The sequence below is a fragment of the Pseudomonas sp. NPDC087817 genome, assembly GCF_044742875.1.
GTDB lineage: Bacteria > Pseudomonadota > Gammaproteobacteria > Pseudomonadales > Pseudomonadaceae > Aquipseudomonas.
This window is the reverse complement of sequence record NZ_JBIUVJ010000006.1, coordinates 152354-178738: the sequence shown is the minus strand read 5'-3', so window position 1 is coordinate 178738 and position 26385 is coordinate 152354. Positions and strand designations below refer to the sequence as shown.

General features: G+C 58.5%; 26 protein-coding genes. 17 read left to right on the top strand and 9 right to left on the bottom strand.

What is annotated here, in order from left to right:
• From ACIONG_RS08960 to ACIONG_RS08950, 3 genes are all read left to right on the top strand, one after another.
• Window positions 1-1203: lipoprotein-releasing ABC transporter permease subunit (locus ACIONG_RS08960; protein WP_401298340.1), on the top strand; the 1203-nt coding region annotated here is incomplete at its 5' end.
• A gap of 7 nt (window positions 1204-1210) precedes the next feature.
• Window positions 1211-1894: a lipoprotein-releasing ABC transporter ATP-binding protein LolD gene (gene lolD / locus ACIONG_RS08955; RefSeq protein WP_401298338.1), complete on the top strand. Its 684-nt coding sequence runs from the start codon at window positions 1211-1213 to the stop codon at window positions 1892-1894.
• A 63-nt stretch (window positions 1895-1957) separates the two neighbouring features.
• Complete coding sequence (locus ACIONG_RS08950) at window positions 1958-3202, top strand: lipoprotein-releasing ABC transporter permease subunit (protein ID WP_401298335.1); 1245 nt, start codon at window positions 1958-1960, stop codon at window positions 3200-3202.
• Between the two features lie 123 nt (window positions 3203-3325).
• Here ACIONG_RS08950 and ACIONG_RS08945 read toward each other — a convergent pair whose 3' ends face one another.
• On the bottom strand, window positions 3326-4681 hold the full coding sequence (locus ACIONG_RS08945) for a heavy metal sensor histidine kinase (RefSeq protein WP_401298333.1): 1356 nt from the start codon (window positions 4679-4681) through the stop codon (window positions 3326-3328).
• On the bottom strand, window positions 4681-5361 hold the full coding sequence (locus ACIONG_RS08940) for a heavy metal response regulator transcription factor (RefSeq protein ID WP_213026127.1): 681 nt from the start codon (window positions 5359-5361) through the stop codon (window positions 4681-4683). The genes ACIONG_RS08945 and ACIONG_RS08940 overlap by 1 nt, the downstream gene beginning before the upstream one ends.
• A gap of 164 nt (window positions 5362-5525) precedes the next feature.
• On the opposite strand from ACIONG_RS08940, the gene ACIONG_RS08935 reads away from it, so the two are divergent.
• Both ACIONG_RS08935 and queF read left to right on the top strand, forming a co-directional pair.
• Window positions 5526-6059, top strand: a complete 534-nt coding sequence (locus ACIONG_RS08935; protein WP_401298329.1) for a plastocyanin/azurin family copper-binding protein — start codon at window positions 5526-5528, stop codon at window positions 6057-6059.
• A 61-nt stretch (window positions 6060-6120) separates the two neighbouring features.
• Window positions 6121-6951, top strand: coding sequence for an NADPH-dependent 7-cyano-7-deazaguanine reductase QueF (queF, locus tag ACIONG_RS08930; RefSeq protein ID WP_103305084.1), 831 nt, complete (start codon window positions 6121-6123; stop codon window positions 6949-6951).
• Between the two features lie 172 nt (window positions 6952-7123).
• Here queF and ACIONG_RS08925 read toward each other — a convergent pair whose 3' ends face one another.
• Together ACIONG_RS08925 and ACIONG_RS08920 are read right to left on the bottom strand one after the other, a co-directional pair.
• Window positions 7124-7387, bottom strand: coding sequence for a DUF4404 family protein (locus tag ACIONG_RS08925; protein WP_103305085.1), 264 nt, complete (start codon window positions 7385-7387; stop codon window positions 7124-7126).
• A gap of 108 nt (window positions 7388-7495) precedes the next feature.
• Window positions 7496-8116, bottom strand: coding sequence for an HAD family phosphatase (locus tag ACIONG_RS08920; RefSeq protein WP_401298325.1), 621 nt, complete (start codon window positions 8114-8116; stop codon window positions 7496-7498).
• Window positions 8117-8311: 195 nt separating this feature from the next.
• On the opposite strand from ACIONG_RS08920, the gene ACIONG_RS08915 reads away from it, so the two are divergent.
• The gene (locus tag ACIONG_RS08915; protein WP_103305087.1) at window positions 8312-9001 is read left to right on the top strand and encodes a VacJ family lipoprotein; all 690 of its coding nucleotides are present in this window, start codon (window positions 8312-8314) and stop codon (window positions 8999-9001) included.
• Window positions 9002-9055: 54 nt separating this feature from the next.
• Here ACIONG_RS08915 and ACIONG_RS08910 read toward each other — a convergent pair whose 3' ends face one another.
• Complete coding sequence (locus ACIONG_RS08910; protein ID WP_401298321.1) at window positions 9056-9355, bottom strand: PilZ domain-containing protein; 300 nt, start codon at window positions 9353-9355, stop codon at window positions 9056-9058.
• Between the two features lie 275 nt (window positions 9356-9630).
• Between ACIONG_RS08910 and rssB the strand changes: the two genes are divergently transcribed.
• Window positions 9631-10812 (top strand): two-component system response regulator RssB, encoded by a 1182-nt coding sequence (gene rssB / locus ACIONG_RS08905; protein WP_401298318.1) that lies wholly within the window; start codon window positions 9631-9633, stop codon window positions 10810-10812.
• The gene (gene rssC / locus ACIONG_RS08900; RefSeq protein WP_401298316.1) at window positions 10812-11294 is read left to right on the top strand and encodes an anti-sigma factor antagonist RssC; all 483 of its coding nucleotides are present in this window, start codon (window positions 10812-10814) and stop codon (window positions 11292-11294) included. Before rssB ends, rssC begins: the two co-directional genes overlap by 1 nt.
• Before the next feature lie 211 nt (window positions 11295-11505).
• On the opposite strand, the gene tal is transcribed toward rssC, so the two are convergent.
• Window positions 11506-12432 carry a transaldolase gene (gene tal, locus ACIONG_RS08895; RefSeq protein ID WP_213026123.1) on the bottom strand — a complete coding sequence of 309 codons (927 nt, stop codon included), beginning with the start codon at window positions 12430-12432 and terminating at the stop codon, window positions 11506-11508.
• Window positions 12433-12635: 203 nt separating this feature from the next.
• A complete protein-coding gene (locus ACIONG_RS08890; protein ID WP_401298313.1) occupies window positions 12636-13589 on the bottom strand; it encodes a glycosyl hydrolase family 5 in 954 nt (317 codons plus the stop codon).
• 291 nt (window positions 13590-13880) lie between these two features.
• Between ACIONG_RS08890 and ACIONG_RS08885 the strand changes: the two genes are divergently transcribed.
• From ACIONG_RS08885 to ACIONG_RS08850, 8 genes are all read left to right on the top strand, one after another.
• Window positions 13881-14321: a low molecular weight protein-tyrosine-phosphatase gene (locus tag ACIONG_RS08885; RefSeq protein WP_401298310.1), complete on the top strand. Its 441-nt coding sequence runs from the start codon at window positions 13881-13883 to the stop codon at window positions 14319-14321.
• A gap of 39 nt (window positions 14322-14360) precedes the next feature.
• Window positions 14361-16589 carry a polysaccharide biosynthesis tyrosine autokinase gene (locus ACIONG_RS08880; RefSeq protein ID WP_401298308.1) on the top strand — a complete coding sequence of 743 codons (2229 nt, stop codon included), beginning with the start codon at window positions 14361-14363 and terminating at the stop codon, window positions 16587-16589.
• A 38-nt stretch (window positions 16590-16627) separates the two neighbouring features.
• Window positions 16628-17710: a glycosyltransferase gene (locus tag ACIONG_RS08875; RefSeq protein WP_401298305.1), complete on the top strand. Its 1083-nt coding sequence runs from the start codon at window positions 16628-16630 to the stop codon at window positions 17708-17710.
• Between the two features lie 14 nt (window positions 17711-17724).
• Window positions 17725-18837, top strand: a complete 1113-nt coding sequence (locus tag ACIONG_RS08870) for a polysaccharide pyruvyl transferase family protein (RefSeq protein ID WP_213026118.1) — start codon at window positions 17725-17727, stop codon at window positions 18835-18837.
• Window positions 18834-20066 carry a phosphoribosylaminoimidazole carboxylase gene (locus tag ACIONG_RS08865; protein ID WP_401298301.1) on the top strand — a complete coding sequence of 411 codons (1233 nt, stop codon included), beginning with the start codon at window positions 18834-18836 and terminating at the stop codon, window positions 20064-20066. Before ACIONG_RS08870 ends, ACIONG_RS08865 begins: the two co-directional genes overlap by 4 nt.
• Window positions 20057-21160 (top strand): hypothetical protein, encoded by a 1104-nt coding sequence (locus ACIONG_RS08860; RefSeq protein ID WP_401298298.1) that lies wholly within the window; start codon window positions 20057-20059, stop codon window positions 21158-21160. Before ACIONG_RS08865 ends, ACIONG_RS08860 begins: the two co-directional genes overlap by 10 nt.
• Before the next feature lie 12 nt (window positions 21161-21172).
• Window positions 21173-22222, top strand: coding sequence for an acyltransferase family protein (locus tag ACIONG_RS08855; protein WP_401298295.1), 1050 nt, complete (start codon window positions 21173-21175; stop codon window positions 22220-22222).
• Window positions 22223-22406: 184 nt separating this feature from the next.
• The gene (locus ACIONG_RS08850; RefSeq protein WP_401298292.1) at window positions 22407-23537 is read left to right on the top strand and encodes an SGNH/GDSL hydrolase family protein; all 1131 of its coding nucleotides are present in this window, start codon (window positions 22407-22409) and stop codon (window positions 23535-23537) included.
• A gap of 120 nt (window positions 23538-23657) precedes the next feature.
• On the opposite strand, the gene ACIONG_RS08845 is transcribed toward ACIONG_RS08850, so the two are convergent.
• Together ACIONG_RS08845 and galU are read right to left on the bottom strand one after the other, a co-directional pair.
• Window positions 23658-24062, bottom strand: coding sequence for a mannose-1-phosphate guanylyltransferase (locus tag ACIONG_RS08845; RefSeq protein WP_401298289.1), 405 nt, complete (start codon window positions 24060-24062; stop codon window positions 23658-23660).
• Between the two features lie 29 nt (window positions 24063-24091).
• A complete protein-coding gene (gene galU, locus ACIONG_RS08840; RefSeq protein ID WP_007910549.1) occupies window positions 24092-24925 on the bottom strand; it encodes a UTP--glucose-1-phosphate uridylyltransferase GalU in 834 nt (277 codons plus the stop codon).
• Window positions 24926-25315: 390 nt separating this feature from the next.
• Between galU and galE the strand changes: the two genes are divergently transcribed.
• Window positions 25316-26332, top strand: a complete 1017-nt coding sequence (gene galE / locus ACIONG_RS08835; RefSeq protein WP_103305100.1) for a UDP-glucose 4-epimerase GalE — start codon at window positions 25316-25318, stop codon at window positions 26330-26332.
• Window positions 26333-26385 lie beyond the last annotated feature (53 nt).

The following is a 26385-nucleotide window of genomic DNA, read 5'->3' as shown; positions in this document are numbered from 1 at the left end:
AAGCGTCGCAAGCATGTTGTGTCATTCATTTCCCTGACTTCGATGATCGGGCTCGCGCTTGGCGTGGTCGTGATGATCGTCGTGCTCTCGGTGATGAATGGCTTCGATCATGAGATGCGCACCCGCGTGCTGGGCATGGTGCCCCACGCGACCATCGAATCCACCGAGCCGATCAGCGATTGGCAAAGCCTGGCCACCCAGGTCAAGCAGAACCCGCAGGTGACGGCGGTTGCGCCGTTCACTCAAATGCAGGGGCTGCTGACCAATAACGGTCAGGTGTCCAAGGTGTTGCTCAACGCCATCGACCCTGCGCTTGAGCGCAATGTGTCGATCATCGACAACTTCATGAAGCAGGGCAAACTCGACGATTTGACGCCGGGCAGCTTCGGCATCGTGATTGGCGATAAAGCCGCGACCAAGCTCGGCGTGGGCATCGGTGACAAGATCACCTTCGTCGCGCCGGAGGTCAGCGTGACCCCGGCCGGGATGTTCCCGCGCATGAAACGCTTCACCGTGGTCGGCATTTTCCATGTCGGTGCCGGCGAGCTCGATGGTTATCTGGGCGTTACCAACCTGCAGGATCTGGCGAAAATGCATCGCTGGAAGCCTGATCAGGTGCAGGGCATTCGCCTGAAGTTCGACGATCTGTTCCAGGCACCGCGCGTGGCATGGAACATCGCCCAGCAGCTTGGCGAAGACCATTACTACGCCCGCGACTGGACGCGCACGCACGGCAATCTGTATCAGGCGATCCGCATGGAAAAAGCCATGATCGGCCTGCTGTTGCTGCTGATTGTTGCCGTGGCGGCGTTCAACATCATTTCCACACTGGTGATGGTGGTGAACGACAAGAAAGGCGACATCGCCATTCTGCGCACATTGGGCGCAACACCGGGCACGATCATGCGCACCTTCATGGTCCAGGGCACGGTCATCGGCGTGGTCGGCACGGCGATTGGCGCAGTGGTCGGGATCTTCGCCGCGCTTAATGTCAGCGCCGCGATTTCCGCCCTCGAAGGGCTGATCGGCCACAAATTCCTTAATGCTGACGTGTATTTCATTGATTATCTTCCGTCGCAGGTGCAGAGCCAGGATGTCGTAATGGTCTGCGCCGCGGCGTTGGTCTTGAGTTTCCTCGCCACCCTGTATCCCGCCTGGCGTGCCGCGCGCACCCAGCCGGCGGAGGCGCTACGTTATGAGTGAGTCGGGCATGAGTGAAAAAGCAATCTTGAGCTGCCGCAACCTGGGCAAATCCTACGAGGAAGGCCCGGAGTCGGTAGAAGTGCTGGCAGGTCTGCAACTGGAGTTGCACCCGGGCGAGCGAGTGGCGATTGTCGGCACCTCGGGTTCGGGCAAAAGTACCTTGCTCAACCTGTTGGGCGGCCTCGACACGCCAACCAAGGGCAGTGTCTGGCTCGACGGTGAAGAACTGTCGGCGCTGAGTGAGAAAAAGCGCGGCCTGCTGCGTAACAGCGCGCTCGGTTTCGTTTACCAGTTCCACCACTTGCTGCCGGAATTCACCGCGCTGGAAAACGTCTGCATGCCGCTGTTGATTGGCAAGACGCCGATCCCGGAAGCCCGTCAGCGTGCTACCGCGCTGCTGGAGCGGGTAGGGCTGGGCCATCGCCTTGAGCACAAACCGGCGGAACTGTCCGGTGGCGAGCGTCAGCGTGTCGCCATCGCCCGCGCTTTGGTCAACAAACCGGGCCTGGTGATGCTCGACGAGCCAACCGGCAACCTCGACTCCCACACCGCGCAGGGTATTCAGGATCTGATGCTGGAACTCAGCACCTCGATGCGTACCGCGTTTCTGGTAGTGACCCACGACATGAACCTGGCCCGCCAGATGGATCGCGTATTGCACCTGCAAGAAGGTTGCCTCACGCCCATCTGACGGGTTGAAACCCGGCGTCTGCAAAGACGCCGGGTCTTTTATTTTTATACGGTGCCCCAGCGAATGTTCAGACCGTTATCGATCTTTATCGGCGCGCGCTATACCCGAGCCAAGCGCCGCAATCGCTTTGTTTCGTTCATTTCGATGACCTCGATGATCGGCCTCGCCCTCGGCGTGTTGGCGATGATCGTGGTGTTGTCGGTGATGAACGGCTTCCAGCGCGAAATGAGCTCGCGCATCCTCGGCATGGTGCCGCACGCGACCATCGTTGGCGTGAAGCCGATTGATGACTGGCAGCCGGTGGCCGCCGCCGCGATGAAAAATCCCGAAGTAACCGCCGCCGTGCCGTTTACCGAAATGGAAGGCATGCTGTCTTACAAAGGCTTGATGCAGCCGATCCAGATCAGCGGTGTCGATCCGGCCCAGGAAGGCAAAGTCTCGATCGTCGCCCAGCACATCGTCCAGGGCCGGCTCGATGCCTTGAAGCCCGGTGAGTTTGGCGTGGTGATCGGTGAGATTACCGCCCGCCGTTTCCGTTTGAATGTCGGCGACAAGATCACCCTGATCGTGCCGGAAGTCAGCACCGCACCGGGTGGCATCACCCCGCGTATGCAGCGGTTGAACGTGGTGGGTGTGTTCAAGGTGGGCGCGGAACTGGACGGCTCGATGGGTCTGATTCATGTGGCCGATGCGGCGACCATGCAGCACTGGGAGCCGAATCAGGTGCAGAGCGTGCGTCTGGCGGTGAAAGACCTGTACGCCGCGCCGAAAGTCTCCTCGGACATCGCCGCCGCCCTAGGTGCCGATTTCAAGGCTGACGACTGGACCCACACCCAGGGCAGCCTGTTCAGTGCGATGAAAATGGAAAAAACCATGATCGGCCTGCTATTGCTGATGATCGTCGCGGTGGCGGCATTCAACATCATCGCGACGCTGATCATGGTGGTGAACGACAAGGGCGCGGACATCGCGATTCTGCGCACCATTGGTGCCACGCCCCGGCAGATCATGGCGATCTTCATGGTGCAGGGCACGGTGATCGGCATTGTCGGCACCTTGATTGGTGGCGTGCTGGGTGTGATCGCGGCGCTGAACGTCAGCGAACTGGTCGGCTGGGTCGAGCGGGTGAGCGGGCAGCACATTTTCAGTTCCGATGTGTATTTCGTCAGCAACTTGCCTTCCGAATTGCAGGGCGGGGACGTGCTGTTGATCTGCTCTGCCGGGTTCATCTTGAGCTTCCTGGCGACGGTGTATCCGGCGTGGCGGGCGGCGAAGATCGAGCCGGCTCATGCGCTGAGATATTCGTAAGCTTTGAATTTGCTATCGCGGGCAAGCCCGCTCCCACAGTGTTTTGAGTCGGGCACGAATTTTTAAAACGACTCGGAACCTGTGGGAGCGGGCTTGCCCGCGATGGGGCCGGAACGGCGAGCCTCAATCCTTCTTCGGCAACTCAATCACAAACCGTGTCCATCCAGTTTCTGATTCGCAATGAATCTGCCCACTATGGGCGCGGACTATCGATTGAGTAATCGCCAACCCCAACCCCAACCCCGCATGCTCACTGCTGCCTTCCTGCCGCGCCGGATCGGCCCGATAAAACCGGTCGAACAGCCGTGGCAACAACTCCGCAGAAATCCCCTCGCCACTGTTCTCGACTGAAATGCGCACAGCGCTCGGTTGATCAACGATCCGCAAACTTACGTAGCCCTCAACCGGGGTAAAACGCAGCGCGTTATCCAGCAAGTTCGACAACGCCCGACGCAACATACTGCGATCACCTTCGATCCGCGCATGGCCCTCGCGCGTCAACTTGACCCCGAAGTCCTCCGCCAGCGGCGCAAAAAACTCCAAAAGCACATCCGTTTCATCCGCCAGTTCCAGCGCCTCACGCTTGGGCATCAACAATCCGTGGTCAGCCTTGGCCAGATACAACATGTCATTGACCAGTTGCGCCATCCATTGCAGTTCTTCGAGGTTGCTGTGCAGTGCTTCGCAGTAGTCTTCCAGCGGTCGCGGGCGGGTGAGGGTGACCTGGGTGTGGGTCAGCAGGTTCGACAGCGGTGTGCGCAGTTCATGGGCGATGTCGGCAGAAAACGCAGACAGCCGTTGAAACGAGTCGTCGAGTCGTCCGAGCATGGCGTTAAAGCTGTGGGCCAATTCCGTTAGCTCTGGCGGCATTTGCGCTTCCGGCAGTCGGGCATTGAGCGATTGGGCAAAAATCCCACGGGCGACGGCACTCATGCGCCGCAGTGGACGCAAGCCACTGCGGGCGGCCCAGGCACCGAGTAGCGCGGTAGCCAGTGCAGAGAGGCCAACGGTCAGCCAGATCAAATGCTGCATGCGTTGCAGGAAATGCTGGTGATGGGTGATGTCCAGCAACAGGGTCAATTGGGGCGAGTCGCTTTTGTCCGGGTAGAGCGGGGCGTTGAGCACACGATAATCGGTGCCCGCGTCACTGATGGTCGACAAACCGCTGGTTTGCGGCAGATCGCGCGGTACATGGATCGAGCTGTCGTACCAACGTTGGCCGTCACCGCCAGTGATGCGCAGTGACAGATCGGCCTGGCGACTCAGTTCATCCGCCAACCGCGCCTCACTTTCATTGGCCTGAACATCCTGCAAGGCGCGGCGCAGGCCGATCAGTTTGCCGTCCAGCAATTGCTGGTCGAGCTCAATGAAGTGCGCCTCGCTGGCGCGGCTGAACAACACCCCGGCAAACAGTGATACCACGGCGGTGCAAGCGGCAAACAGCAGGGCCAGACGCGAACTCAAGGACAGGCGGCGCATCAGGCTTGACGCTCCTCAAGCACATAACCCATGCCGCGTACGGTGTGGATCAGTTTGTTGGGGAATTCGTCATCGACCTTCAAGCGCAAACGGCGGATCGCCACTTCAATCACGTTGGTGTCGCTGTCGAAATTCATGTCCCACACCTGCGAGGCGATCAACGACTTTGGCAGCACTTCGCCCTGACGGCGCAGGAGCATTTCCAGCAAGGCGAATTCCTTGGCGGTCAGGTCGATGCGTTGACCGCTGCGCTCGACCCGGCGGCGAATCAGGTCCAGGCGCAGGTCGGCCAGTTGCAGGCTGGTTTCCTGCGGCGTGGCGCTGCCGCGACGCAGCAGGCTGCGCACCCGCGCGAGCAGTTCGGAGAAGGCGAAAGGCTTGACCAGATAATCGTCGGCGCCGAGTTCGAGGCCGTGAACCCTGTCCTCCACGGCGTCTTTGGCTGTCAGAAACAGTACCGGCGTGTCGAGACCGGCGCTGCGCACCGCGTGCAGAATCTGCCAGCCACTGCGCCCGGGCAGCATCACGTCGAGGATCAACAGCGCGTAGTCGCCGCTCAAGGCCAGTTGCTGCCCGCTGTTGCCGTCGGCCACCAGTTCGGTGTTGAAGCCGGCTTCGGTCAGGCCTTGGCGCAGGTATTGGCCGGTTTTCGCTTGGTCTTCGACGATCAACAGTTTCATGGGTAACTCGGGTGGGTTCGGGGCGTAATAACGAAAGCTTTATACCGTGAGAGCAGGCGATAACCGCCAACCTGACAAAGTTGTAATCTGCCTGTCAGGGAGATGCCAGCGCAGGCCGGCTAAAGTTTCCCACAGGCTGAACCTTATCTTGTTGGAGTACGACGATGTTTTTGCGCAACCCTCTGGCCGTCGCGGCCTGTTTGCTGGCGCTGAGTTCACCGGTCTGGGCCGGACCTGCGCACAGCTACGATTTCGGCCAGCCGGCGCCCGCCGCGAAGGCTACACGCAGCGTCGAGGTGGTGCTGAACGACATGTCGTTCGATCCGAAGGCGATTCAAGTCAAAGCGGGTGAGACGATTCGCTTTGTACTGGTGAATAAAGGCCAGTTGCTGCACGAATTCAACCTCGGTGACGCGGCAATGCACGCCGCACATCAGCAGGAAATGTTGCAGATGCAGCAAAGCGGCATGCTCACGCCTACTGGCATGAAAGAAATGTCCCACGACATGGCGGGCATGGATCACGCTGCGATGGGCCATGGCATGAAGCATGACGATCCCAACAGTGTGCTGGTGGAGCCGGGCGAAACCGCCGAGCTGACCTGGACCTTCAGCAAGGCCACCAGCCTGGAGTTCGCCTGCAATATTCCCGGGCATTATCAGGCCGGCATGGTCGGCAAACTGACTGTCAGTCAGTAAGCACTCAAAGGCGCGAGCAAAGGCTGGTAGAATCCGCTGATTCTTCAGTCAGGTTTCCGCCATGCATCCCGCAGCCGAACATTCGCCGCTGGGCAAGTCCAGCGAATACATCGCCACCTACACGCCGTCCCTGCTGTTCCCGATTCCGCGTACCGCGAAATGGGCCGAATTGGGCCTGACCGCCGAAACCCTGCCGTATAAAGGCGTGGATTTCTGGAACTGCTTCGAATTGTCGTGGCTGCTGCCGTCGGGCAAGCCGGTGGTAGCGATCGGTGAGTTCAGCATACCGGCGGATTCGCCGAACATCATCGAATCGAAGTCGTTCAAGCTGTACCTGAACTCGCTGAACCAGACCGCGTTTGCCGATATCGCGACGTTGGAAGCGACGCTGGTCAAAGACCTGTCTGCCGCTGCCGGCAAGCCGGTCGGTGTGCGGGTTCGCAGCCTGAAAGACGTTGAGGCGGAAGGTGTTGTGGCACTGCCCGGCGTGTGCATCGACGATCTGGATATCAGCGTCAGCAACTACGAGCACCCGCGTCCGGAACTGCTGCGCTGCGATGATTCGCGCATCGTCGAGGAAAGCGTGCACAGCCATTTGCTCAAGTCCAATTGCCCGGTGACCAGTCAGCCGGACTGGGGCAGTGTGGTGGTGGAATATCGCGGCTCGGCGCTGGATCACGCCAGTCTGCTGGAATATATCGTCAGCTTCCGCCAGCACTCGGACTTCCATGAGCAGTGCGTGGAGCGGATCTTTCTTGATCTGCAGCGGTTGCTGAAGCCGGAGAAATTGACGGTGTTTGCTCGTTACGTGCGTCGCGGTGGGTTGGATATCAACCCGTATCGCAGCACCGAAAGCGTACAACTGCCGAACCATCGCTTGGTGCGTCAATAAATTAACCAATGTAGGAGTGAGCCTGCTCGCGATAGCGGTGCAGCAGTCGACATCAACGTTGAATGTCAGTCAGCTATCGCGAGCAGGCTCACTCCTACAGGGTATTGCATTGCCACAGTAGAAATGAAAAAGCCCTGCCAGAAATGGCAGGGCTTTTTTGCATGCGGGGGAATCAGATCCCCATGCTGCCCAGCGCATTGACGATGTTGCGCAAGGTGCCGGCAATGGCCGGGTGTTCGAGTTCGAAGCGATCAACTGCCAGATTCACGCCATCGGCGATGCTGGCGTCCTGAGTAGCCGACTCCAGTTTGATTTCAGATTCAATCTGCGCCATCAGCGCATGCAAATCTTCACGTTCGACTTCCGACAGCGGCGGATTCTGCTCCAGCTGCTCGCGCAGGGTATCGAGCTGTTTTTGCAGTTCTTGGGCGGGCATGGTGTTTTCCTTTTATCGAGAGGCACTGGCATTGACCGCAGCCGCGCGCCAAAGGTCTATGGCTGACCTTTAGATTAATCCACTCTCGTACAACCTGCATGATCCCGATCAGGGCTTTTCGCCTTTGAGACGGCGCAGGCTGATGTCCGCCAGACAGGTCTCCAGCTCGCCCAGATGATCGATCACCGAGTGCACGCCAAGCCCGAACAACTGCACCGTCGCCTTGCCGCGCAGTTGCTCGCGTTCTTTCTGGCTCAAGGCCTGCCACTCGCCCGGTGCCAGGCCGCAGAGCGAACCGCAGGACGCAAGGCCAATGGTCCATAACCCGGCATTCAGCCCCGATTGCAGCAGACGTGGTTCGCCGCTGACCAGGACGCAACCGTCCAGGCTGCCGACGTTCAGGTCAATCAGTGCCTGCCAGCACGCGTGGGGAGCGGGCCATGGATTGATTGTTGCCGAATGTTGCGCAGGCTTGATCCACGCCGGCAGAGTCGCCGACAGCGGCAGTGCAAGGGCAGGGGGCAATTCGTCGATCCAGGCGCAGGGAATCTGCTGGCGCTGCAAACTGTGCAAGCTGTCGAGTGCGCCCGGTGTGGCTTCGGCCTGTTCGGGCAGGGAAATGGTCTGTTGCCGGGCGCGAGCACCGAAATCCACCAGGCATCCGCTGAGACCGAACAATACGGCGGTCAGGCCGGGTGCAGCGAGGGGCAAGGTTTCGGCATGTGACATGGCAGCGTCCCTGAAATAACCATAAGGCTAGGGCGCGCCCGTGACAGTTGGATGACAGGCCTGTGAACAGGGCGCTGGAAACGTCCTACAAGTAGCTTCATTCCCAGACTGCCCAAAAGACCTTTTGCGCTTATACTAGCGGCCTTACGCCCGGGCGAAGCTGCTCGCGCCAGTACAAATCCAAGGAGTTTTTCTATGCGCTGGAGCCCTTCGCTCGCTCAGCTTTGTGTATATGCCGGCCTGCTGCTGGCGCCGTTCGCCACTCAAGCGGCAACGGAAGAAGACCCTTGGGAGAGCGTCAACCGTCCGATCTTCGAGTTCAACGACTTCGTCGACACCTACGCGCTGAAGCCGCTGGCGCAAGGCTACGAGTTTGTGACGCCGCAATTTCTCGAAGATGGCATCCACAACATGTTCCGCAACGTCGGTGATGTCACCAACCTGGCGAACAACATCCTGCAGGCCAAACCGGCTGCGGCTGGCGTCGACACCGCACGCCTTATCTTCAACACCACGTTCGGTCTGCTCGGCTTCTTCGATGTCGGCACCAAAATGGGCCTCAATCGCAGCGATGAAGACTTCGGCCAGACCCTCGGCTACTGGGGCGTCGGCAGTGGTCCATACGTGATGCTGCCGCTGATGGGCCCAAGCACCCTGCGTGATGCGCCGTCGAAATACGTCGACAGCTACACCGGTCCTTACCGCTACATCAACGACGTGCCGGTGCGTAACTCGGTGTTCGGCCTGAACATCGTCGACACCCGCGCCAGCCTGCTGTCGAGCGAGAAGTTGATCAGCGGCGACAAATACACCTTCATCCGCAACGCCTACTTGCAGAACCGTGAGTTCAAGGTGAAGGATGGTCAGGTCGAAGACGATTTTTGATTTCGACCGATAGAATGAAGAAGGCGACCTCCAGGTCGCCTTTTTTGTGTGTGCTTATGTCATCTGCAGAATGGTCAGGCCGAGGCGCTGAGTCTTGTCATCCTGCGCCTTGACCCAGACGACTTCGGTCTCGGCCTCAAGGCCGCTGAGTGCCGCATGCTCGGAGTCGATGCATACGCTCAAGCGGTCGCCAACCGCGAACTGACGCGGCGCCTCGACCTGCATGCCACTGCTCGAGAGGTCGATGCACACCGCTGAAACCTCATCACCTGCATGAATCAACACGACATCGGCATCGACCCGCATGCGGATGAAATCGCGCTTTTCGCTGTAGTCCCGACCGGTTTGACTCATGGTTTCGTCCTTCCATTGGGTTACGGTTTGAGCTGTTCTTATAACTCTCGGTGATTTGACAAGTAAAGTCGTCAAGCGACCATCGGCGCATGCTTGAAACGCCCCGCGGATGGGAGTACCGTCTGCGCCTTAGAAGGGCACCTCTGGTGCAACCGTGTACGGAGCTAACGCTCGAAAGCGGTGCAGCAGAGAGGCTAGAAAGCGAATCCAGTAGTCAGTGCAGGGCCAGTCGCCCCGCCAACTACGCCAACCTAATTCTGGCGCCGTTTGCCCACATGCCAAAAACCAGTGCCACGCTGCTGATAATCGATGATGACGAAGTAGTGCGCGCGAGCCTCGCGGCCTATTTGGAAGACAGTGGTTTCAGCGTCCTGCAGGCCAGCAACGGCCAACAGGGTCTTCAGGTATTCGAGCAAGACAAGCCCGACTTGGTCATCTGCGATCTGCGCATGCCGCAGATGGGCGGTCTCGAACTCATCCGTCAGGTCACCGAGCTGTCGCCGCAAACTCCGGTGATTGTGGTTTCGGGTGCCGGCGTGATGAACGACGCGGTCGAGGCCCTGCGCCTGGGCGCGGCGGATTACCTGATCAAGCCTCTCGAAGATCTGGCTGTGCTCGAGCACTCCGTGCGCCGGGCCCTGGTTGGTGCGCGCGTGGTGCTGGAAAACCAGCGCTATCGCGAGAAGCTGGAAAAGGCCAACCGCGAGCTCGAAGCCAGCCTGAACCTGCTCCAGGAAGACCAGAACGCCGGTCGCCAGGTGCAGATGAACATGCTGCCGGAAAGCCCGTGGAGCATCGACGAGTTCAAGTTTGCCCACCAGATCATCCCGTCGTTGTACCTGTCGGGTGATTTTGTCGACTATTTCCGTGTCGACGAGCGCCGGGTTGCGTTCTACCTGGCGGATGTATCCGGTCATGGTGCCTCATCAGCCTTTGTCACCGTGCTGCTGAAGTTCATGACCACGCGCTTGCTGTTCGAGTCCAAGCGCAACGGCACCTTGCCGGAATTCAAGCCTTCGGAAGTGCTTGGTCATATCAACCGGGGGCTGATCAGTTGTAAGCTGGGCAAACACGTCACAATGGTCGGTGGAGTCATCGACGAGGAGACCGGTTTGTTGACCTATAGCATCGGCGGCCATCTGCCTTTGCCCCTGTTGTACACACCTGACAGTGTTCGTTATCTGGAAGGACGTGGTCTGCCGGTGGGGCTTTTCAATGAAGCCACTTACGAAGATCACGTGCTTGAGCTGCCGCCGACGTTCAGCCTGACGCTGATGTCTGATGGCATTCTGGATCTATTGCCAGAACCTACGCTCAAAGAAAAAGAAGCGGCTTTGCCCCAGCGGGTGAAGTCAGCGGGCGGCAGCCTGGATGGTCTGCGGCAAGTGTTTGGATTGGCCACGCTAGGGGAGATGCCGGATGATATCGCCCTGTTGGTGTTGAGCAGGAATCTTTAATGAGTACCGGTAGAATCCAGTTCGCCGAGCAGGATGGCACCTTCGTCCTGAAGTTCGTCGGTGAAGTTCGCCTGACCATGTGTTCGGCGTTGGATGCGACTATTGAGAAAATCTTCACCGCGCTGAATTTCAACGCGATCGTGATCGATTTGACCGAAACCCGCAGCATCGACAGCACCACGCTGGGCCTGTTGGCCAAGCTGTCGATCCTGTCGCGGCAGAAGGTCGGCCTGCTGCCGACCGTCGTTACCACCCACGATGACATCACCCGTCTCCTGCAATCGATGGGCTTCGAGCAGGTGTTCAACATCGTCAACCATCCCGTGCCGTGCCCGGAATGCCTGGACGATCTGCCTGATCAGGATCAGTCGGAAGAAGTGGTGCGGATCAAGGTGCTGGAAGCGCACAAGATCCTCATGGGGCTGAATGATTCCAACCGTGAAGCCTTCCATGATCTGGTGAATGCCCTCGAAAGACACTGATCTGTTAAGAGAGAAGGTGTTTGAGCCGGCCTCATCGCTGGCAGCCAGCTCCCACAGTGATTGAGTGCCCCCGGAGTCTCTGTTCCACACATGACCCTGTGGGAGCGGGCTTGCCCGCGAAGGCGTCAGTTCAGACAATGCATCTTCCGGCACTGCATAAAAAAGGGCGAACCCAACCGGGTTCGCCCTTTTTGCATTCCTGCGACTCAGATCACAGCTTGGCCTGCAACAGCGCCTCAAGCTTCTCCTGGTCACGGGCAAACTGACGAATGCCTTCGGCCAGTTTCTCGGTGGCCATCGCGTCTTCGTTGGACAACCAGCGGAACTGCGCTTCGTTCAAACTCAGGCGCGCTTCACCGGCATGACCCGGGGCCAGTTTGCGCTCCAGCTTGCCAGTGTCCGCTGCCAGCTTGTCGATCAGGTCCGGGCTGATGGTCAGGCGATCGCAGCCGGCCAGTTGCTCGATCTGGTTCAGGTTGCGGAAGCTCGCGCCCATGACCACGGTCTTGTAGTCATTGGCCTTGTAGTAGTTGTAGATGCGCGTTACCGACTGCACGCCCGGATCATCGGCGCCGGTGTAGTCGTTGCCGTTGGCCTTCTTGTACCAGTCGTAGATACGGCCCACGAACGGCGAGATCAGGAATACGCCGGCATCGGCGCAGGCTGCCGCTTGCGCGAAGGAGAACAGCAGGGTCAGGTTGGTCTGGATGCCTTCCTTCTCCAGCACTTCGGCAGCGCGAATGCCTTCCCATGTCGAAGCGATCTTGATCAGTACGCGGTCGCGGCCAATGCCGGCCTTGTCATACAGTTCGATCAGGCGATGCGCACGCTTGAGCACGGCGTCTTTGTCGAACGACAGGCGCGCATCCACTTCGGTGGAGATGCGGCCCGGGATCACTTTGAGAATTTCCTGACCCACGGCGACGCCGAAACGGTCGCTGGCCAGGCCGACGTCGCCCTTGCAGTCGCTGACGCAGGCGTTCAGCAGCTCGGCGTAACCAGAAATGGCCGCGGCTTTAAGTAGGAGGGAAGGGTTGGTGGTGGCGTCGACCGGTTTCACCCGGGCGATCGCTTCGAAGTCGCCAGTGTCGGCAACCACGGTGGTCATTTGTTTGAGTTGTTCCAGCTTGGAAGTCATGTGTGTGCTCTGTCCTGTGGGTTTGACGACATTACCCGAGCGCTGACAGCCACTCAAGGGCGCGTACGTGTATCGATAGCCCTCGCGGCAACAACCTGAAAACGATTGTTTGAATGGTGGGGGCGCGGTATCGATGAATACGATGCCAAAACGGCTCACAGGTTCAAAGCAACTGACCTGCGTACAGGTCAGTCGCACGCGGACTACTGGGCATTCAATTGAGTTGCGGCGGCTATTTTCGCGGGCTTCGGTTGGCCGTCAGAGGTCAGCAGGCCGAAGTTCTTTTCGCGCTCGTTACTCCCCGAGTCGCTGTTTCGCCATTCATAGAGGGATGTCAGCGGGATACCGAGCTTTTTCACATCGGCGATGAAGGCGCCGACTTTGCTGGCCTGGCCGTCGTTGCCACCATTGGAGCTGAGCGCCGATATGCCCCATTCACTGATGACCCCCGGCAGATGGAAGTTTTGCTGAATAAACGCCTGCGCGGTGCTGATCTGCGTGGCTGTCATGCCGTAAGGGTGGTAGGAAATCGCGCTCAGGCATTTGGGGTATTCGCTGACGATGCGGTTGAGCGCCACGGTTGAAGCAGAGCCGGCAGTCGGTGGCCGGGCGAAACCGTAGCCGACCAGCGGCGTCGATTGCGCTGAGCCCTGTAGCGACTTGCACACAGCGCTCATGAACGGCACGAACGTCGTGTCGAAATGACGCGTCGGCCAATAGGTCTCAAGATCTGGCTCATTCCAGATCTCAATCGCCACCAGTTGTGTGCTGTAGGAGTTTTCCAAGCCCGACAGCGCATTGGCAAACGATTCGCCGGCGGTTGCCAGATCGGTGGCTGAGGTGGCGGGCAAAGGCTTGATGGCACGCACGGTCAGCAACACCGGCAGGCCCGCAGATTTAGCCGCGGCGAAGGCATCGCTGACCTGTTTTTGATAAGCCTTGGCAGTCAGGCTGTCGCTCCACACGCCGAAGCGCACAAAACTGAATCCGGCGTCTTTTATGTGCGCGGCGTCCTCAGCGGAGAAGTTCTGGATCTTCACCTGGACACCGATGGTCTTGGCGGGGAGGTTGGGGAAGAGCTCACTGGCGTGAACTTGAGTGAGGGCACTGAGTGCCAGCAACGCAGGGGCGAGCCGTTTGAGATGGGCTGGTTTCATGTCTGTTCTCCCGATGGGAATGACAACGGCGAATAGTTATCTCGTTACATGAATTACGAAACTAACAATGGCACTAAGTGCATGAATGTTATTTTTTGTCAGGAAGTGATTGGCTGAAAATCACAGTTATTTTTAGTCCGTTAATTCCGATTGGGGTGCTTTTGGGGGTGTGGTACTTAATACGCTGCTACTAACAGGGTCAATCTATTTCCGAGTGCAGGAAGATCTTGCGGGTTCATTAAAAAACCGCTCTGGATGTTGGCAGTTTGATATTACACAGGAAAGAAAACCTTGTTCAAAAACATCCTTGTCGTCTGCGTTGGCAATATATGCCGAAGTCCGACAGCAGAACTTCTGTTGCGCAACGCGCTGGCCCCGGCAGACATCTCGGTGACCTCCGCAGGCCTCTCGGCGCGTGTCGGTGAAGGCGTGGAGGCATCGGCCCGGCAGGTTCTGCAAGACCACGGGCATAACCCCGAAGGCTTCAAGGCGCGGCAACTGACGCCGGATATCGTCAATGAATCAGATCTGATTCTGGTCATGGAAAAACAGCACGTTAATCAAGTATTGAAGATTGCCTCTCACGCGCGGGGCAAAGTGTTTTTGCTCGGCAAATGGCAGAGCGAGCGAGAAATACAAGATCCCTATCGTCAAGGCAAGGCCGCTTTTATTCATGCCCATGCATTGATTGAAGATGCTGTCAGCTCATGGGCACAACGTCTCGCACGTTGATGAATATTCTTCAGATCAGTGAATGGTAAGAACAGACTTATGCAGTTACCGTCAGTAATCGCCAACCGTGATAACGATCAAGACAGTATTGATCTGCTCGGCATATTCGGCAGTTTGATCGACCAGAAATGGTTGATCGGTGCGTTTACCGGTGCCTTCATGGCTGCCGGCGTTGCCTATGCCGTTTTGGCCACGCCGGTGTACCTGGCAAACGCGCTGGTTCAGGTCGAACCGAAAAAGAACGACATGCTCGGTTTTTCCGATCTCAACAGCATGCTCGGTGGGCAATCGCCGTCCGTGACCGAAATCGGCATCATCAAGTCCCGCGCAGTGATCGGCAAAACCGTCGATGACTTGCGTCTGGACATCGACGTCACCCCAAACACCTTCCCGCTGATCGGCGGTTTTCTCGCCCGTCGTTATCGTGGCGAAACCGAGTTCAGCGTGGCGCCGCCACGTTTCGGCCTGAACAGCTACGCGTGGGGCGGCGAGAGGGTGGAGATCACCCGGCTCGACCTGCCGAAAGAACTGCTCGGCAAGAAACTCTCGCTGATCGCTGGCGAGCAGCATCACTTCCAGTTGTTCGATGAAAACGACGACGTGCTGGTTGACGGCGTCACCGGTGAAGCCTTCGCGCAAGACGGCGTAGAAGGGCTGATCACACAGCTGTCGGCCAACCCGGGCACTCGCTTTGAAGTGGTGCGCAATCCACGGATCGTGACCATCCAGGGCTACCAGGATGCGCTGGATATTTCCGAGCAAGGCAAGGAGTCGGGGATTATTCGCCTGGCACTGGCCAGTTCCGACGCTGCCGAGGCGGTGAAGATTCTCAACAAGATTGCTGCGCTGTACGTGGAACAAAACGTGCGCCGCACCTCGGCGGAAGCCGCGCAGAGTCTGGCCTTCCTGCAAAGCCAGTTACCGCAGGTCAAACGTGATCTGGCCAAGGCCAGCGATGCGCTCAATGCCTACCAGACTCACGGCAGGACCGTGAACATCTCCCTGGAAACCCAGTCGGTGCTCGGTCAGTCCGTAGCGCTCGAAACGCGGATTTCCGAACTGAAAATGCAGCAAGCGGAGATGGACCGCAAATTCACCCGACAACATCCGGCCTATCGCGCATTGATGAGCCAGATCGGCGAATTGACCCAGCAACAGAAGTCGCTGGAAGGCAAAGTCCAGGACCTGCCGGCCACGCAGCAAGAGCTGCTCAACCTGACCCGCGACGTCGAAGTCGCCTCGCAGATCTACACACAACTGCTGAACAAATCCCAGGAGCTGGACATCATCCGCGCCGGTGCCGTCGGCAACGTGCGCCTGGTCGACACGGCGGATGTCGACCTGACCAGCCCGGTCAAACCGAAAAAAGCCCTGATTGTGCTGATTGCGACCTTTCTCGGCGGGTTCCTCGGTGTGGCTCTGGTGTTGTTGCGTAAATCCCTGAGTCGCGGTCTGGAAGGACCAGAAGCCATCGAGCAGCTCGGTTTGCCGGTGTACGCCTCGATTCCTTACAGCGCATTGCAACAGGAAGAGGACGGCAAAAAAGGTCGCGCCCGTGATGGCGTCGACAAACCGGCGTACCTGTTGGCATTGCGCAACCCGACGGATCTGTCCATCGAATCGATCCGCAGCCTGCGCACTTGCCTGCACTTCGCCGCCCTGGACTCGACCAACAACCGCATCATGATTTCCGGGCCGAGCCCGCAGGTCGGCAAGACGTTTGTGTCTTCCAACCTGGCTGCGGTCATGGCGCAAAGTGGTCAACGTGTGGTGCTGATCGATGCCGACATGCGCAAAGGGCATTTGCACAAAACTTTGAATGTACCGATCGCCAATGGTCTGTCAGACCTGTTGGTCAAGCGCTGCACGATTGAGCAGGCGATCAATAAAGTCGAAGGCGCCGACCTGCACTTCATCAGTCGTGGTCAGGTGCCGCCCAATCCTTCCGAGCTGCTGATGCATGCCAACTTCCGCGAGCTGCTGGCAGAACTCAGCGAGCTTTACGACGTGGTGATCATCGATACGCCGCCTCTGCTGGCAGTGACCGATGCAGCGATTGTCGGCCGTGAAGCCGGCATCAGCCTGATCGTCACGCGCTTCGGGGTGAACCCGGCCAAAGAGATCGAACTGACCATTCGCCGCTTCGCGCAGAACGGCATCGAGTTGAAAGGCGCGGTGTTCAACGGCGTCGAGAAGCGCGCAGCCAGTTATTACGGCAATGGCGGCTACGGCTATTACAACTACGAATACGCCTCCGACAAGTCCTGAGTCAGCGATCGTTCTTACATGTTTGAAGTGGGTGAGTTGTGAAAAAAATACTGCACGTGGCTGAAACGATCAAAGGTGGCGTCGCGACGGTGATCCGCACGATTTCGACGTCACCCGAAGACGACGCTGCCAGCTATGAGCTGGTCTATCTGGTCCCGCAGGATCAGGAAAAAGAGCTGCACGGCATCCCGGCGCAGCAGATCCGCACCTTCCCTCGAACCGGGCGCAATGTGCCGTCGCTGCTGCGTTTCGCCTGGCGCCTGACCCAGGTGATGCTCAAGGAAAAGCCTGATGTGGTGCATTTGCACAGCACCTTTTCCGGGGTGATCGGCCGTTGCGTGTGCGTGCTGTTGCGACCGTGGCGCAAGCCGAAAATCGTCTACTGCCCGCATGCCTTTTCGTTCCTGATGGAAAGCTCGCCGACCAAGCAGAAAGCTTATGCGTGGATCGAGCGGGTGCTGCAGAAAGTCACCGACGTGATCATTTGCGTCAGCCAGTACGAGCTCGACAAAGCCGCGAAGTTTGGCATCGAGCGCAAGCGCATGAAGCTGATCTACAACGGCATTCATCGCAAGGAAGACGCGCCGAAAACCAACACCCCCGAGCCGATTCATCTGCTGTTTGTCGGCCGTCTCGACTACCAGAAAGGCTTCGATGTGCTGCTCAAGGCCTACGCCAAAGTGCAGCGCAACGACCTCAAGCTGACGGTGGTCGGCAGTGCGGTCAACGAGGATGCGGTCGAGTGCCCGCCAATGGCTGGTGTCGAATATTTGCCATGGGTGACGCCGACCGAAGTGCACGCGCTGTATCAAAAAGCCGATGCGCTGATTGTGCCGAGTCGCTGGGAAGGCTTTGCGATGGTGCCGCTGGAAGGCATGGCGATGGGCTTGCCGGTGATCGCCAGTAACTGCACTTCGCTGCCGGAACTGGTCACCCATGAAGTGTCCGGCTACGTCTTCCCCTCCGGCGATCATCAGGCCCTGGCCGATGTGCTGACGAACATCCAGAAGCCGCGTTTGCTCGACCTTGGCAACGAAGGTCGCAGCATCGTCCGCGAGCGCTTCAGCGCTGCCTTGATGATCCGCCAGACCTACGACTTGTATTGCGCTCCCACTTATTAAGTAGAACTCAGCTTATGAACGTAACGATTTTGCATGGCTACAGTGCGTCCAACTCCGGTGACGGTCTGCTGGTCGATCTGGCAATTGCGCTGGTGCAGCGCAACTTTGGTGAAGACACGTCGATCAGCGTCGTGGCTTCCGATCCCGAGTCCTTCAACTATCTGCCGCACCCGCGTTTTGACGCGCCGGTGATGGCCGCCAAGGGTTTGGGCCGGGTCAAGCAAGCGGTGTTTCTCAATCAGTCCTACGCCGGGCTCGCCGATCTGTTGAAGAAAACCGACTTGATCGTCGGCGTCGGCGGCGGCTACATGCGTTCGAAGAGTGCCTTCGAACACATCAAACTCAAGCTGGGCCACGCCAAGCAACTGGAAACCGCGATCCTCAGCAAAGTGCCGTCGGTGTACCTGCCGCAAAGCATCGGCCCGTTCCACGGCGAGAGCAGCAAGATCGTCGAGCACTACGCCAGCGCCGACGCGGTGTTCGTGCGCGACAACCGCTCCTCGGCAATTTTTGATGCTTGCGAAAATGTCTATCGTGCGCCGGATCTCGCAGTGCAGTCGCTGGCCGGCAAAATTCTTCAGCAGCCCAAGTTCACCCGTTGCGCAGCGTCGCCGGCCACGGTCTGCGTGGTGCTGCGCAAGCCGCCGGAGTGGAGCAAGGAAAAGAAACTCGCCTACGTCGCCAACCTGAAGTTGCTGCTGCAGCGTTTGAAGAACAAAAGCAAAGTGGTCTGCGCGGTGCAAAGCGCGGTGCGCGGTAACGATGACGGCGCGTTCTATCGCGAACTGGGCATTACTGAAGACTTGCTGTCGTTGAAGGCGACCATCGCCAAATACCAACCGGACCTGGTGATTTCCGTGCGTCTGCACGGCGCCATCGAGTCGCTGCTCTCCGGCGTGCCGGCGTATCACATCAGCTACGAGCGCAAAGGTTTTGGCGCCTATCAGGACATGGGTGTCGAGGACTGGGTGATCAATGGCGGCGACATCAATGTCGACACCATCATCGACACGGTCTACGCGCCGAATGCACTGTCGAACTTCGGCAAACGCCTGACCGACACCTGCCGCGAGATCGAGGCGAAAACCGTGGCCATGGACGAGATCATCAAAGGGATCGTTCGATGATATTTCGGCTATTGCTTCGCGGCGGAGCCTTGGGCGCGAAGTTTTTGCTGGTGTTGGCGATCACTCATTACCTCGGTTATGAGGCCTTGGGTTTCTATGGCGTGGTGGTCGCGGCGTCGTTGATCGCCTCGAAGTTTTACAGTGTCGGTTTCAGTTCGGAGATCAATCGGCTGATCAGCGTCGGTGGCAGTTCGCGCCGGGTGGTCGACAAGGTGTTGCTGTTGTACCTCGCTGTCGGATTGCTGTTGTCGGTGGCGACGGTGCTGATTTATTCGCTGTTCCAGCAGGTCGATGCGACAACCGCGCTGATCCTCTGCGTGACGCTGGTTCTGCTCACCGAACACCTGTCGTTCGAGATCAACTCGTTCGTGTTTTCCGCGCAGAAAGCCACGGCGGGCGCGCTGTTGTTCTTCATCAAGACCGGCCTGTGGGCGTTGTTGGCCGTCGGCGGGATGATGCTCGGCTGGGTGTCGGGAATCGCCAGTGTGTTGTGGTTGTGGGTGGTCGCCAACGTGCTGGTGATCATCGCCGGTTACTGGATCGTGGTGAACGTTCATCACGGCCGGGAAGCAGGGTCACTGGCCACGGCCACCGTGTGGAAGGCCGGGCTGCCGTTCTACTTCGGCACCGGGCTGATCGCGCTGAGTCAGTACGCCGAACGCTTTCTGATCGCCGACCTCGAACCCTACGCCAGGCTCGGTCAATACGTGTACGCGTGGTCGGCGGCCAACACGTTGCAGGCGCTGTCGTACGCGGTGGTGGCGGTGGTGGGCATTCCAGTACTCGCCAAGCGTTTCCAGGCTGATCAACAGGCGTTCACGGTCAGGCAACTGTTCGTGAACAAATGGGTCATGCGCTCGCTGGTGGTCTCGGCTGCGGTGGCGGTGGCGATTTATCTGTTCTTCAACGTGGTGCTCGATTACGTCGCCACCAGCGTGCCGCGCCCGGACAACGCGATCCTCGGCGTGCTGATTTTCTCCTTCGCCCTGCGCGCGATTGGCGACATCGTCTGGGGTGGTTTGATCGCCTCGAAAAACAGCCGGGTGTCACTCGCCAGCGCGGCGATCTGCCTGCTGGTTTCAGTGCCGGTCAGCTACGTACTGATCAAGCACTATTCGATCTATGGCGCGGCTTGGGGCAACGTCTTCGCGATCATCGTGCAGCTCGGCGTGATTGCCCTGTTGACCCGTGTGACCGGCGCGAAAAAGGCTGCTGTGTCATGGGCCTGAAGCTGCCGTGCATCGAGTTTCGCGGAAAGAAACTCGATTCGTACGTCTCGTTCCTGATCCTCTTCACCGGGCTGTTTCTGTCGGTGGCGATGCCGCTGCTGATCCCCCGCGATCCGGGCCCGGATGCGATGACGTTGTGGTCGTCCTATGCGCGTGCCGACAACTGCAATTTCTGGAACCCGTTCTCGCCGGATCGTTCTTCTTACGAGTGTTCGGCGTTCCTGCTGCGACCCACCGGGATCAACCTGACCAACGCCTGGGCCTACGGGATGTTCTGCAACTTTTTCCTCACGGCGATTCCGGTGGTGGTCTTTCGGCGTATGCCGCTGACGATCTTCGGCACCTTGTGTCTGTGGGGCATCGTGCGCTCGTTCTTCCTGGAAAACCTGACCAAGGAAATCATTGTGTCGGTGGCGGTGTTGAGCATTTTGCTCAGCTCGTTGACGCGCAAATATCGCGGCGGCTTCTTCCTCTCGGCGGTGATTTACGGCGTGCTGATCCGGCCCTACTGGATTCTGTTTTCGCTGTCGTGGGTTGGCGTCTGCGTGATGAAGAAGTACGTGTCGCGCACGACGTTCTTTTTGATGCTGTTCCTGTTCTACCTGGCGGTGGCCATGTCAATCCAGGTGGCGCTGGGTTTTCCGGTGTCGTCGATTCGCGCCAGCAACAACGAGTTGCGCACGGCGGGCGAGGAGGGTTCCAAATCGCTGATCGTGTCGTGGCTCAGCGGCAGTGACTTCGTCTCGCAGGCGCTGGACTCGATGATCATCTTCTTTCGGCTGTCGTTCCCCGTGGAACTGATTCTGCTCTCCGGGCCGGGTCAGGTGATCTTCGTCGCGTTGATGATCATGACCGCGTTGCTGCTGTTCAAAGTCATCACCTCGACCGACTACAAGGGCGCGCCGATCCAGACCAAACCCAAGGAACTGATCGCGATTCCGCTGGCGTTTTTGCTGGTGCAAGGTTTGTTCGAGCCGGACTTCGGCTCCTTCGCCCGACACTTTTCCATGGTCGTGCCGGTGCTGTTTGTCGGTTTGGGTTTGATGCTGCGGGCGAACAAACCGGTGCAGGTTGAATCAAGAATTCTGAATTGAGGCAGGTGCTTTATGTCGAGCAAGAAAAAGTCCCTGGAGATCGAAACCCTGCGCGGCCTGGCGTGCCTGTTGCTGGTGCTCTATCACGTCATCGGGCCGCTGGGCGGTGGTCTGAAGATCGATATCGGCTCGCCGTTCCGGGTGATCGCCGACTCCATGGTGTACGTGCGCATGCCGCTGTTCACCTTTATTTCCGGCTACATCTATTCGATCTACAAAATTCGCGGCAATGACTTTTCGGCATTCTTCAGCGGCAAGGTGCGGCGGTTGATCGTGCCGCTGTTTTGCGTCGGCGTGCCGTTCTCGGTGCTGCAAGCGGTGGGGCCGGGGGTGAACAAGGATGTCGGTGTGATCGACGCGTTGCTGTCGTTCTGGGTGCCGATCAATCACTTCTGGTTCTTGCAGGCGGTGTTCATCATTTTCATGTTCGTCGGCTTGCTGGAGTGGCGGGGCTTGCTGCGTTCTCCGGCGCGGTTGTTCGGTCTGTTCGCGTTTGCGGCGGTGTTGTTTCTGCTGCCACCGTTCAAGCTCGATGCGTTTGGCATCAATGGCGCGATTTATCTGCTGCCGTTTTTTGTCGCGGGGATGATCGGGCAGGAGAACGTCGACCGGTTGAAGCAGGCGTTCAAGGTGATCGGCCCATTGGTGTTCGTGGGGATTTCGCTGACGCTGTTGTACGTGGCGGCGATTGATCGTGAGTTGATTGTTGATCGCCGTAGTCTGATCGGTCTGACCGTCGGTTGCGTGTCCTGCATCGCGTTGCTGTCGAGTGATATGCGCTCGAAGTGGCTGACCTGGCTGGGTGGTTACTCCTACGCGATTTTCCTGTTCCATGTGTTGTTCGCGGCCACGTCGCGGTTTGTGCTGGGGCGGTTGGGTGTGAAGGATGAAAGCCTGCTGGTATTCGGTGGCGTGGCGTGCGGCTTGCTCGGGCCGGTGGTGTTGTCGATGATTTTCAGTCGGTTCAATTTCACCTCTGTGTTGTTCCTCGGTGAGCGCGCGGCGAAGAAGAAACCGTTGGCGCCCATCACTCCTGTGGTGACAACCCAATCATCCCTGTAAGTCACACGATCCCTGTGGGAGCTGGCTTGCCAGCGATGGGGTCGAGTCAGGTACAGATCATTACCTGATCCACCGCCATCGCTGGCAAGCCAGCTCCCACAGGTTTATTGGTATGCACAGATTTAATGGATGACCGCAAACCCTGTGGGAGCGAGCCTCCACTACGGATTTAAGGAAATTTTGCATGTTGGCAGTAGATGACGCGCAACCCGTCGCAGCGTCGGTGGTTGAGGTGGGCGATGCGCGTGAGCGGTTTGCGCAATGGCGTGAAGGCCAGGCCGGCAAGGTTCTGTCGGTCTCGGTAATCGGCGACAGTTACAGCGCCGGGCAGGATTTCTATCTGAACAAACTGGTGCAGCGCGTGGCCGGGGAGGTTGGATTTGCCGGACCGGGTTATGTCGGTTTCAACCACGGTGCGGCGCTGGGCGGGACGCATTTCAAATACACCCGCAGCAGTGACAAATACTTTGGCGGGGGCTGGAAGGTTTCAGACCTGGGGCAGGCGAGTCCGGACAGTCGCACCGTAACAGGCCGGCCCGGCGCATGGTTGCAAGTGGATGCCAATCCTACGCCGCGCATCGACACGGCGGTCACTCAGGCGAAACTGCTTTATCTGGGCAACGGCGAATCCAGCGAGATCCGCTACCGCTGGGCGCCCACGCAGGACTGGCAACCCTTGAAACTAGCGGGCGCGGGCGTTCAGGAGGTGCCGCTGACGGGGCTATCGGCAGCGAAAGACTGGTCATTCAAACTGGAAGTGGTGAAGGGTGCGCCGACGTTGTTCGGGCTGTGGATGAGTAACGATCAGAACGGCATACGGGTCTCGAAACTGGCCGCCTCTGGTGCGGCCTCTGCCGATTTCTATCACAAGGATCCGCAATGGCAGGTGCAGTGGAAAGCCGCCGTGTCGAAGATCCCCGCCGACGTTTACCTGATCATGCTCGGTGGCAACGATCAGGGTTTTGGGGTGAAACCCGAAGCATATCTGCACAACGTCCAGGGTCTGGTGGGAATGATCCGCGAGATCCAGCCAGCCGCGAGCATCAACCTGGTCATGCGGCAGGACACCACGCGCTCCAGCGCCTACCCGATGTCGGCGTATGCGCAGGTATTGCAGCCGTGGGCCCACGAGCAGCATCTGGGTTACGCCAATCTGCAATGCGCCTTTGGTTCCGACGTCAAACGCTATGCTGGCGCGATGATCGGCCCGGACAAGATCCATCCGCTCCCGGCTACGGGGGGAAAGGTAATTGCTGATTATTTTTACCGCTGGATAGTGGGCGCGGACGATAACTGCTCCGCATCCCGGCAGTGATCGTTCCCACGCTCCGCATGGGAATGCCGCCCGGGACGCTCCGCGTCCCTTCGCTGCGTGACGCAGAGCGTCACTGGATGCATTCCCACGCAGAGCGTGGGAACGATCAGGTGAGGGGCATTATTCGAAGGCGTCGATTTGATCGAGCAATTCCGTAACCTTCTGCGGCATCAATCGCGTATCACAACGGGTTTCGACGTTGATGATGATCGCCGGTTCGTTGCAGCAGATGCGCACGCGAAAGCGCCAGTCACCGAAAATCACCTTCAGCCCATCACTGTCATCCATTTCCAGCGCCTGCTCGCCATACAGTTTTTTCAGATGGGCGAGCAGGGGATAGGGATCGGCCATCGTCCGGCGAATGTCGCCAGACGAAGGAAACATGCCAATCCGCTCCACCAGCAAAATCGTGCCCAGCCAGGACTCGTTGGCGCTGGGCAACGGCTGATGGCGGGACAACCAACTCATCACCCCGAGGTTATCCACCTCGCGTTCAATCTCTACGGAATGTTGTGCAATGTTCATGGTGGCCTCGTTGGGAGAAGGGCGCCGTCTCAGCGGCCCTTGAGGTAAACGTTTTCGTAGCAGAAATTGGTTGCTTGCAAGTAGCCCTCGGCGTCGCCGCAGTCGAAGCGCAGGCCCTTGAACTTGTAGGCCAGCACGCAACCGTTCTGCGCCTGTTTCATCAGCGCGTCGGTGATCTGGATTTCACCGCCCTTGCCCGGTTGGGTGTCGGCGATCAGGTCGAAAATGTCCGGGGTCAAGATGTAGCGACCGATGATCGCCAGGTTCGACGGCGCATCCTGCGGGGCGGGTTTTTCCACCATGTTGTTGACGCGGTAGATGCCGTCGGACATCAGTTCGCCGGCGATCACGCCGTACTTGTGCGTCTGGTCAGCCGGGACTTCCTGGATGGCGACGATCGAGCAGCGGAATTTCTTGTAGAGCTCGATCATCTGCGTGAGCACGCCGTCACCTTCCAGGTTCAGGCACAGGTCATCGGCCAGCACCACGGCGAAGGGTTCGTCGCCGATCAAGGGGCGACCGCTGAGAATCGCGTGGCCAAGGCCTTTCATTTCCACCTGACGGGTGTAGGAGAAGGTGCAGGTATCGATCAGCTCGCGGGTGCCGGCGAGGAACTTCTCTTTCTCGGTGCCGCGAATCTGGTGTTCCAGTTCATAGCTGATGTCGAAATGGTCTTCCAGCGCACGCTTGCCGCGACCGGTGACGATGGCCATGTGTTGCAGGCCAGCGTCCCGTGCTTCTTCAACGGCGTATTCGATCAACGGCTTGTTGACGATCGGCAGCATCTCTTTCGGCATGGCTTTGGTGGCCGGCAAGAAACGCGTGCCATAGCCGGCAGCGGGGAACAAACATTTACGAATCATAAAAGTATCCTGGACAGTCATGGAACACAGGCAACGGTTGCGGGCCATAACGAATGGCTGCAAGTTTCAATGAGTATTGAAGGCTTACTTTAATACCTGAGTCAGGTTATTAATGGCAATTGGCGCTGACGGTAAAACACGACAATGTTATTAGATGTCGGTTAGAGCGTTATTAGTTATTTTTAGTCGGTATCTGTTGATAGTGGTGTTTGCACTTGCAGTGCTAATAAGTAGCGGGCGATACAGTGTGACTTGCAAAAATATTTATTGCCAGTCATTGAACTGAATTTGTTTTTTGTTGTTGTCGCCTTATTTATGTGGATTGCGACACATCTGCACAACAACAGGCTTGACAACCTACCGGCTACTTATCCACTAACGGACCGCGCTATGAAGATTCTGGTAACCGGTGGCGCCGGCTATATCGGCTCGCACACCACACTTGCTTTGCTTGAAGCGGGTTATGAAGTTGTCGTGCTGGATAATCTCTGCAACAGCAGCGACGCGGCACTGCATGCGGTAGAAGCCATCTGCGGCAAGAGCGCGTTGATGATTCGCGGTGACGTCTGCGACCGCGCGCTGCTGGATCGGATTTTCCAGGAGCACGCCATCGAAGCCGTGCTGCACTTTGCCGGGCTCAAGGCCGTCGGCGAGAGCGTGCGCCAGCCTTTGGCGTATTACGAAACCAATGTCAGCGGCAGCATCACGCTGTGTCAGGCGATGGCAGCGGCGGGGGTGTTCCGGCTGGTGTTCAGCTCATCGGCCACCGTTTACGGTGAGCCTGAGCAGATGCCGATCCGTGAAGACTTCCCGACCGGCAACCCGACCAACCCCTACGGTCAATCCAAGCTGATCGTCGAGAACGTGCTGCGCGATCTGTGTCAGTCCGAACCGCGCTGGAGCATCGCTTTGCTGCGTTACTTCAACCCGATCGGCGCGCATCACAGCGGGCAGATGGGCGAGGATCCCAACGGCATCCCCAACAACCTGCTGCCTTACATCAGTCAGGTCGCGGTCGGTAGCCTGCCGGAGCTGTCGATCTTCGGCGACGATTACCCGACAGTCGATGGCACCGGTGTGCGCGACTACATCCACGTCGTCGACCTGGCGGACGGGCACTTGAAGGCCTTGCAGTCGATCAGCGGGCGCAGCGGCATTCATACCTGGAACCTTGGCACCGGCGATGGCTACAGCGTGTTGCAAGTGCTGCGCGCTTTCGAACAGGCCAGCGGACAACCGGTGCCTTATCGGGTGATGCCACGTCGTTCGGGGGATATCGCCGAGAGTTGGGCCGACGCTTCCAAAGCTGCGAAAGAGTTGGGCTGGAAAGCCACGCGTAACTTGCAGGACATGGTCACCGACACTTGGCGCTGGCAATCGAGTCATCCAAACGGCTATCTCGGATAATGTCGTTTTGATACCGAATGTTAGTTTCGGTCAGGTGTTAGATATCGTCTGGA

What these genes read in the sequence shown, in the direction of transcription:
- lolD (WP_401298338.1), top strand. Translation starts at nt 1,211, where the DNA reads ATGAGTGAAAAAGCAATCTTGAGCTGCCGCAACCTGGGCAAATCCTAC.
- ACIONG_RS08950 (WP_401298335.1), top strand. Translation starts at nt 1,958, where the DNA reads ATGTTCAGACCGTTATCGATCTTTATCGGCGCGCGCTATACCCGAGCC.
- ACIONG_RS08945 (WP_401298333.1), bottom strand. Translation starts at nt 4,681, where the DNA reads ATGCGCCGCCTGTCCTTGAGTTCGCGTCTGGCCCTGCTGTTTGCCGCT.
- ACIONG_RS08940 (WP_213026127.1), bottom strand. Translation starts at nt 5,361, where the DNA reads ATGAAACTGTTGATCGTCGAAGACCAAGCGAAAACCGGCCAATACCTG.
- ACIONG_RS08935 (WP_401298329.1), top strand. Translation starts at nt 5,526, where the DNA reads ATGTTTTTGCGCAACCCTCTGGCCGTCGCGGCCTGTTTGCTGGCGCTG.
- queF (WP_103305084.1), top strand. Translation starts at nt 6,121, where the DNA reads ATGCATCCCGCAGCCGAACATTCGCCGCTGGGCAAGTCCAGCGAATAC.
- ACIONG_RS08925 (WP_103305085.1), bottom strand. Translation starts at nt 7,387, where the DNA reads ATGCCCGCCCAAGAACTGCAAAAACAGCTCGATACCCTGCGCGAGCAG.
- ACIONG_RS08920 (WP_401298325.1), bottom strand. Translation starts at nt 8,116, where the DNA reads ATGTCACATGCCGAAACCTTGCCCCTCGCTGCACCCGGCCTGACCGCC.
- ACIONG_RS08915 (WP_103305087.1), top strand. Translation starts at nt 8,312, where the DNA reads ATGCGCTGGAGCCCTTCGCTCGCTCAGCTTTGTGTATATGCCGGCCTG.
- ACIONG_RS08910 (WP_401298321.1), bottom strand. Translation starts at nt 9,355, where the DNA reads ATGAGTCAAACCGGTCGGGACTACAGCGAAAAGCGCGATTTCATCCGC.
- rssB (WP_401298318.1), top strand. Translation starts at nt 9,631, where the DNA reads ATGCCAAAAACCAGTGCCACGCTGCTGATAATCGATGATGACGAAGTA.
- rssC (WP_401298316.1), top strand. Translation starts at nt 10,812, where the DNA reads ATGAGTACCGGTAGAATCCAGTTCGCCGAGCAGGATGGCACCTTCGTC.
- tal (WP_213026123.1), bottom strand. Translation starts at nt 12,432, where the DNA reads ATGACTTCCAAGCTGGAACAACTCAAACAAATGACCACCGTGGTTGCC.
- ACIONG_RS08890 (WP_401298313.1), bottom strand. Translation starts at nt 13,589, where the DNA reads ATGAAACCAGCCCATCTCAAACGGCTCGCCCCTGCGTTGCTGGCACTC.
- ACIONG_RS08880 (WP_401298308.1), top strand. Translation starts at nt 14,361, where the DNA reads ATGCAGTTACCGTCAGTAATCGCCAACCGTGATAACGATCAAGACAGT.
- ACIONG_RS08870 (WP_213026118.1), top strand. Translation starts at nt 17,725, where the DNA reads ATGAACGTAACGATTTTGCATGGCTACAGTGCGTCCAACTCCGGTGAC.
- ACIONG_RS08865 (WP_401298301.1), top strand. Translation starts at nt 18,834, where the DNA reads ATGATATTTCGGCTATTGCTTCGCGGCGGAGCCTTGGGCGCGAAGTTT.
- ACIONG_RS08860 (WP_401298298.1), top strand. Translation starts at nt 20,057, where the DNA reads ATGGGCCTGAAGCTGCCGTGCATCGAGTTTCGCGGAAAGAAACTCGAT.
- ACIONG_RS08855 (WP_401298295.1), top strand. Translation starts at nt 21,173, where the DNA reads ATGTCGAGCAAGAAAAAGTCCCTGGAGATCGAAACCCTGCGCGGCCTG.
- ACIONG_RS08850 (WP_401298292.1), top strand. Translation starts at nt 22,407, where the DNA reads ATGTTGGCAGTAGATGACGCGCAACCCGTCGCAGCGTCGGTGGTTGAG.
- ACIONG_RS08845 (WP_401298289.1), bottom strand. Translation starts at nt 24,062, where the DNA reads ATGAACATTGCACAACATTCCGTAGAGATTGAACGCGAGGTGGATAAC.
- galU (WP_007910549.1), bottom strand. Translation starts at nt 24,925, where the DNA reads ATGATTCGTAAATGTTTGTTCCCCGCTGCCGGCTATGGCACGCGTTTC.
- galE (WP_103305100.1), top strand. Translation starts at nt 25,316, where the DNA reads ATGAAGATTCTGGTAACCGGTGGCGCCGGCTATATCGGCTCGCACACC.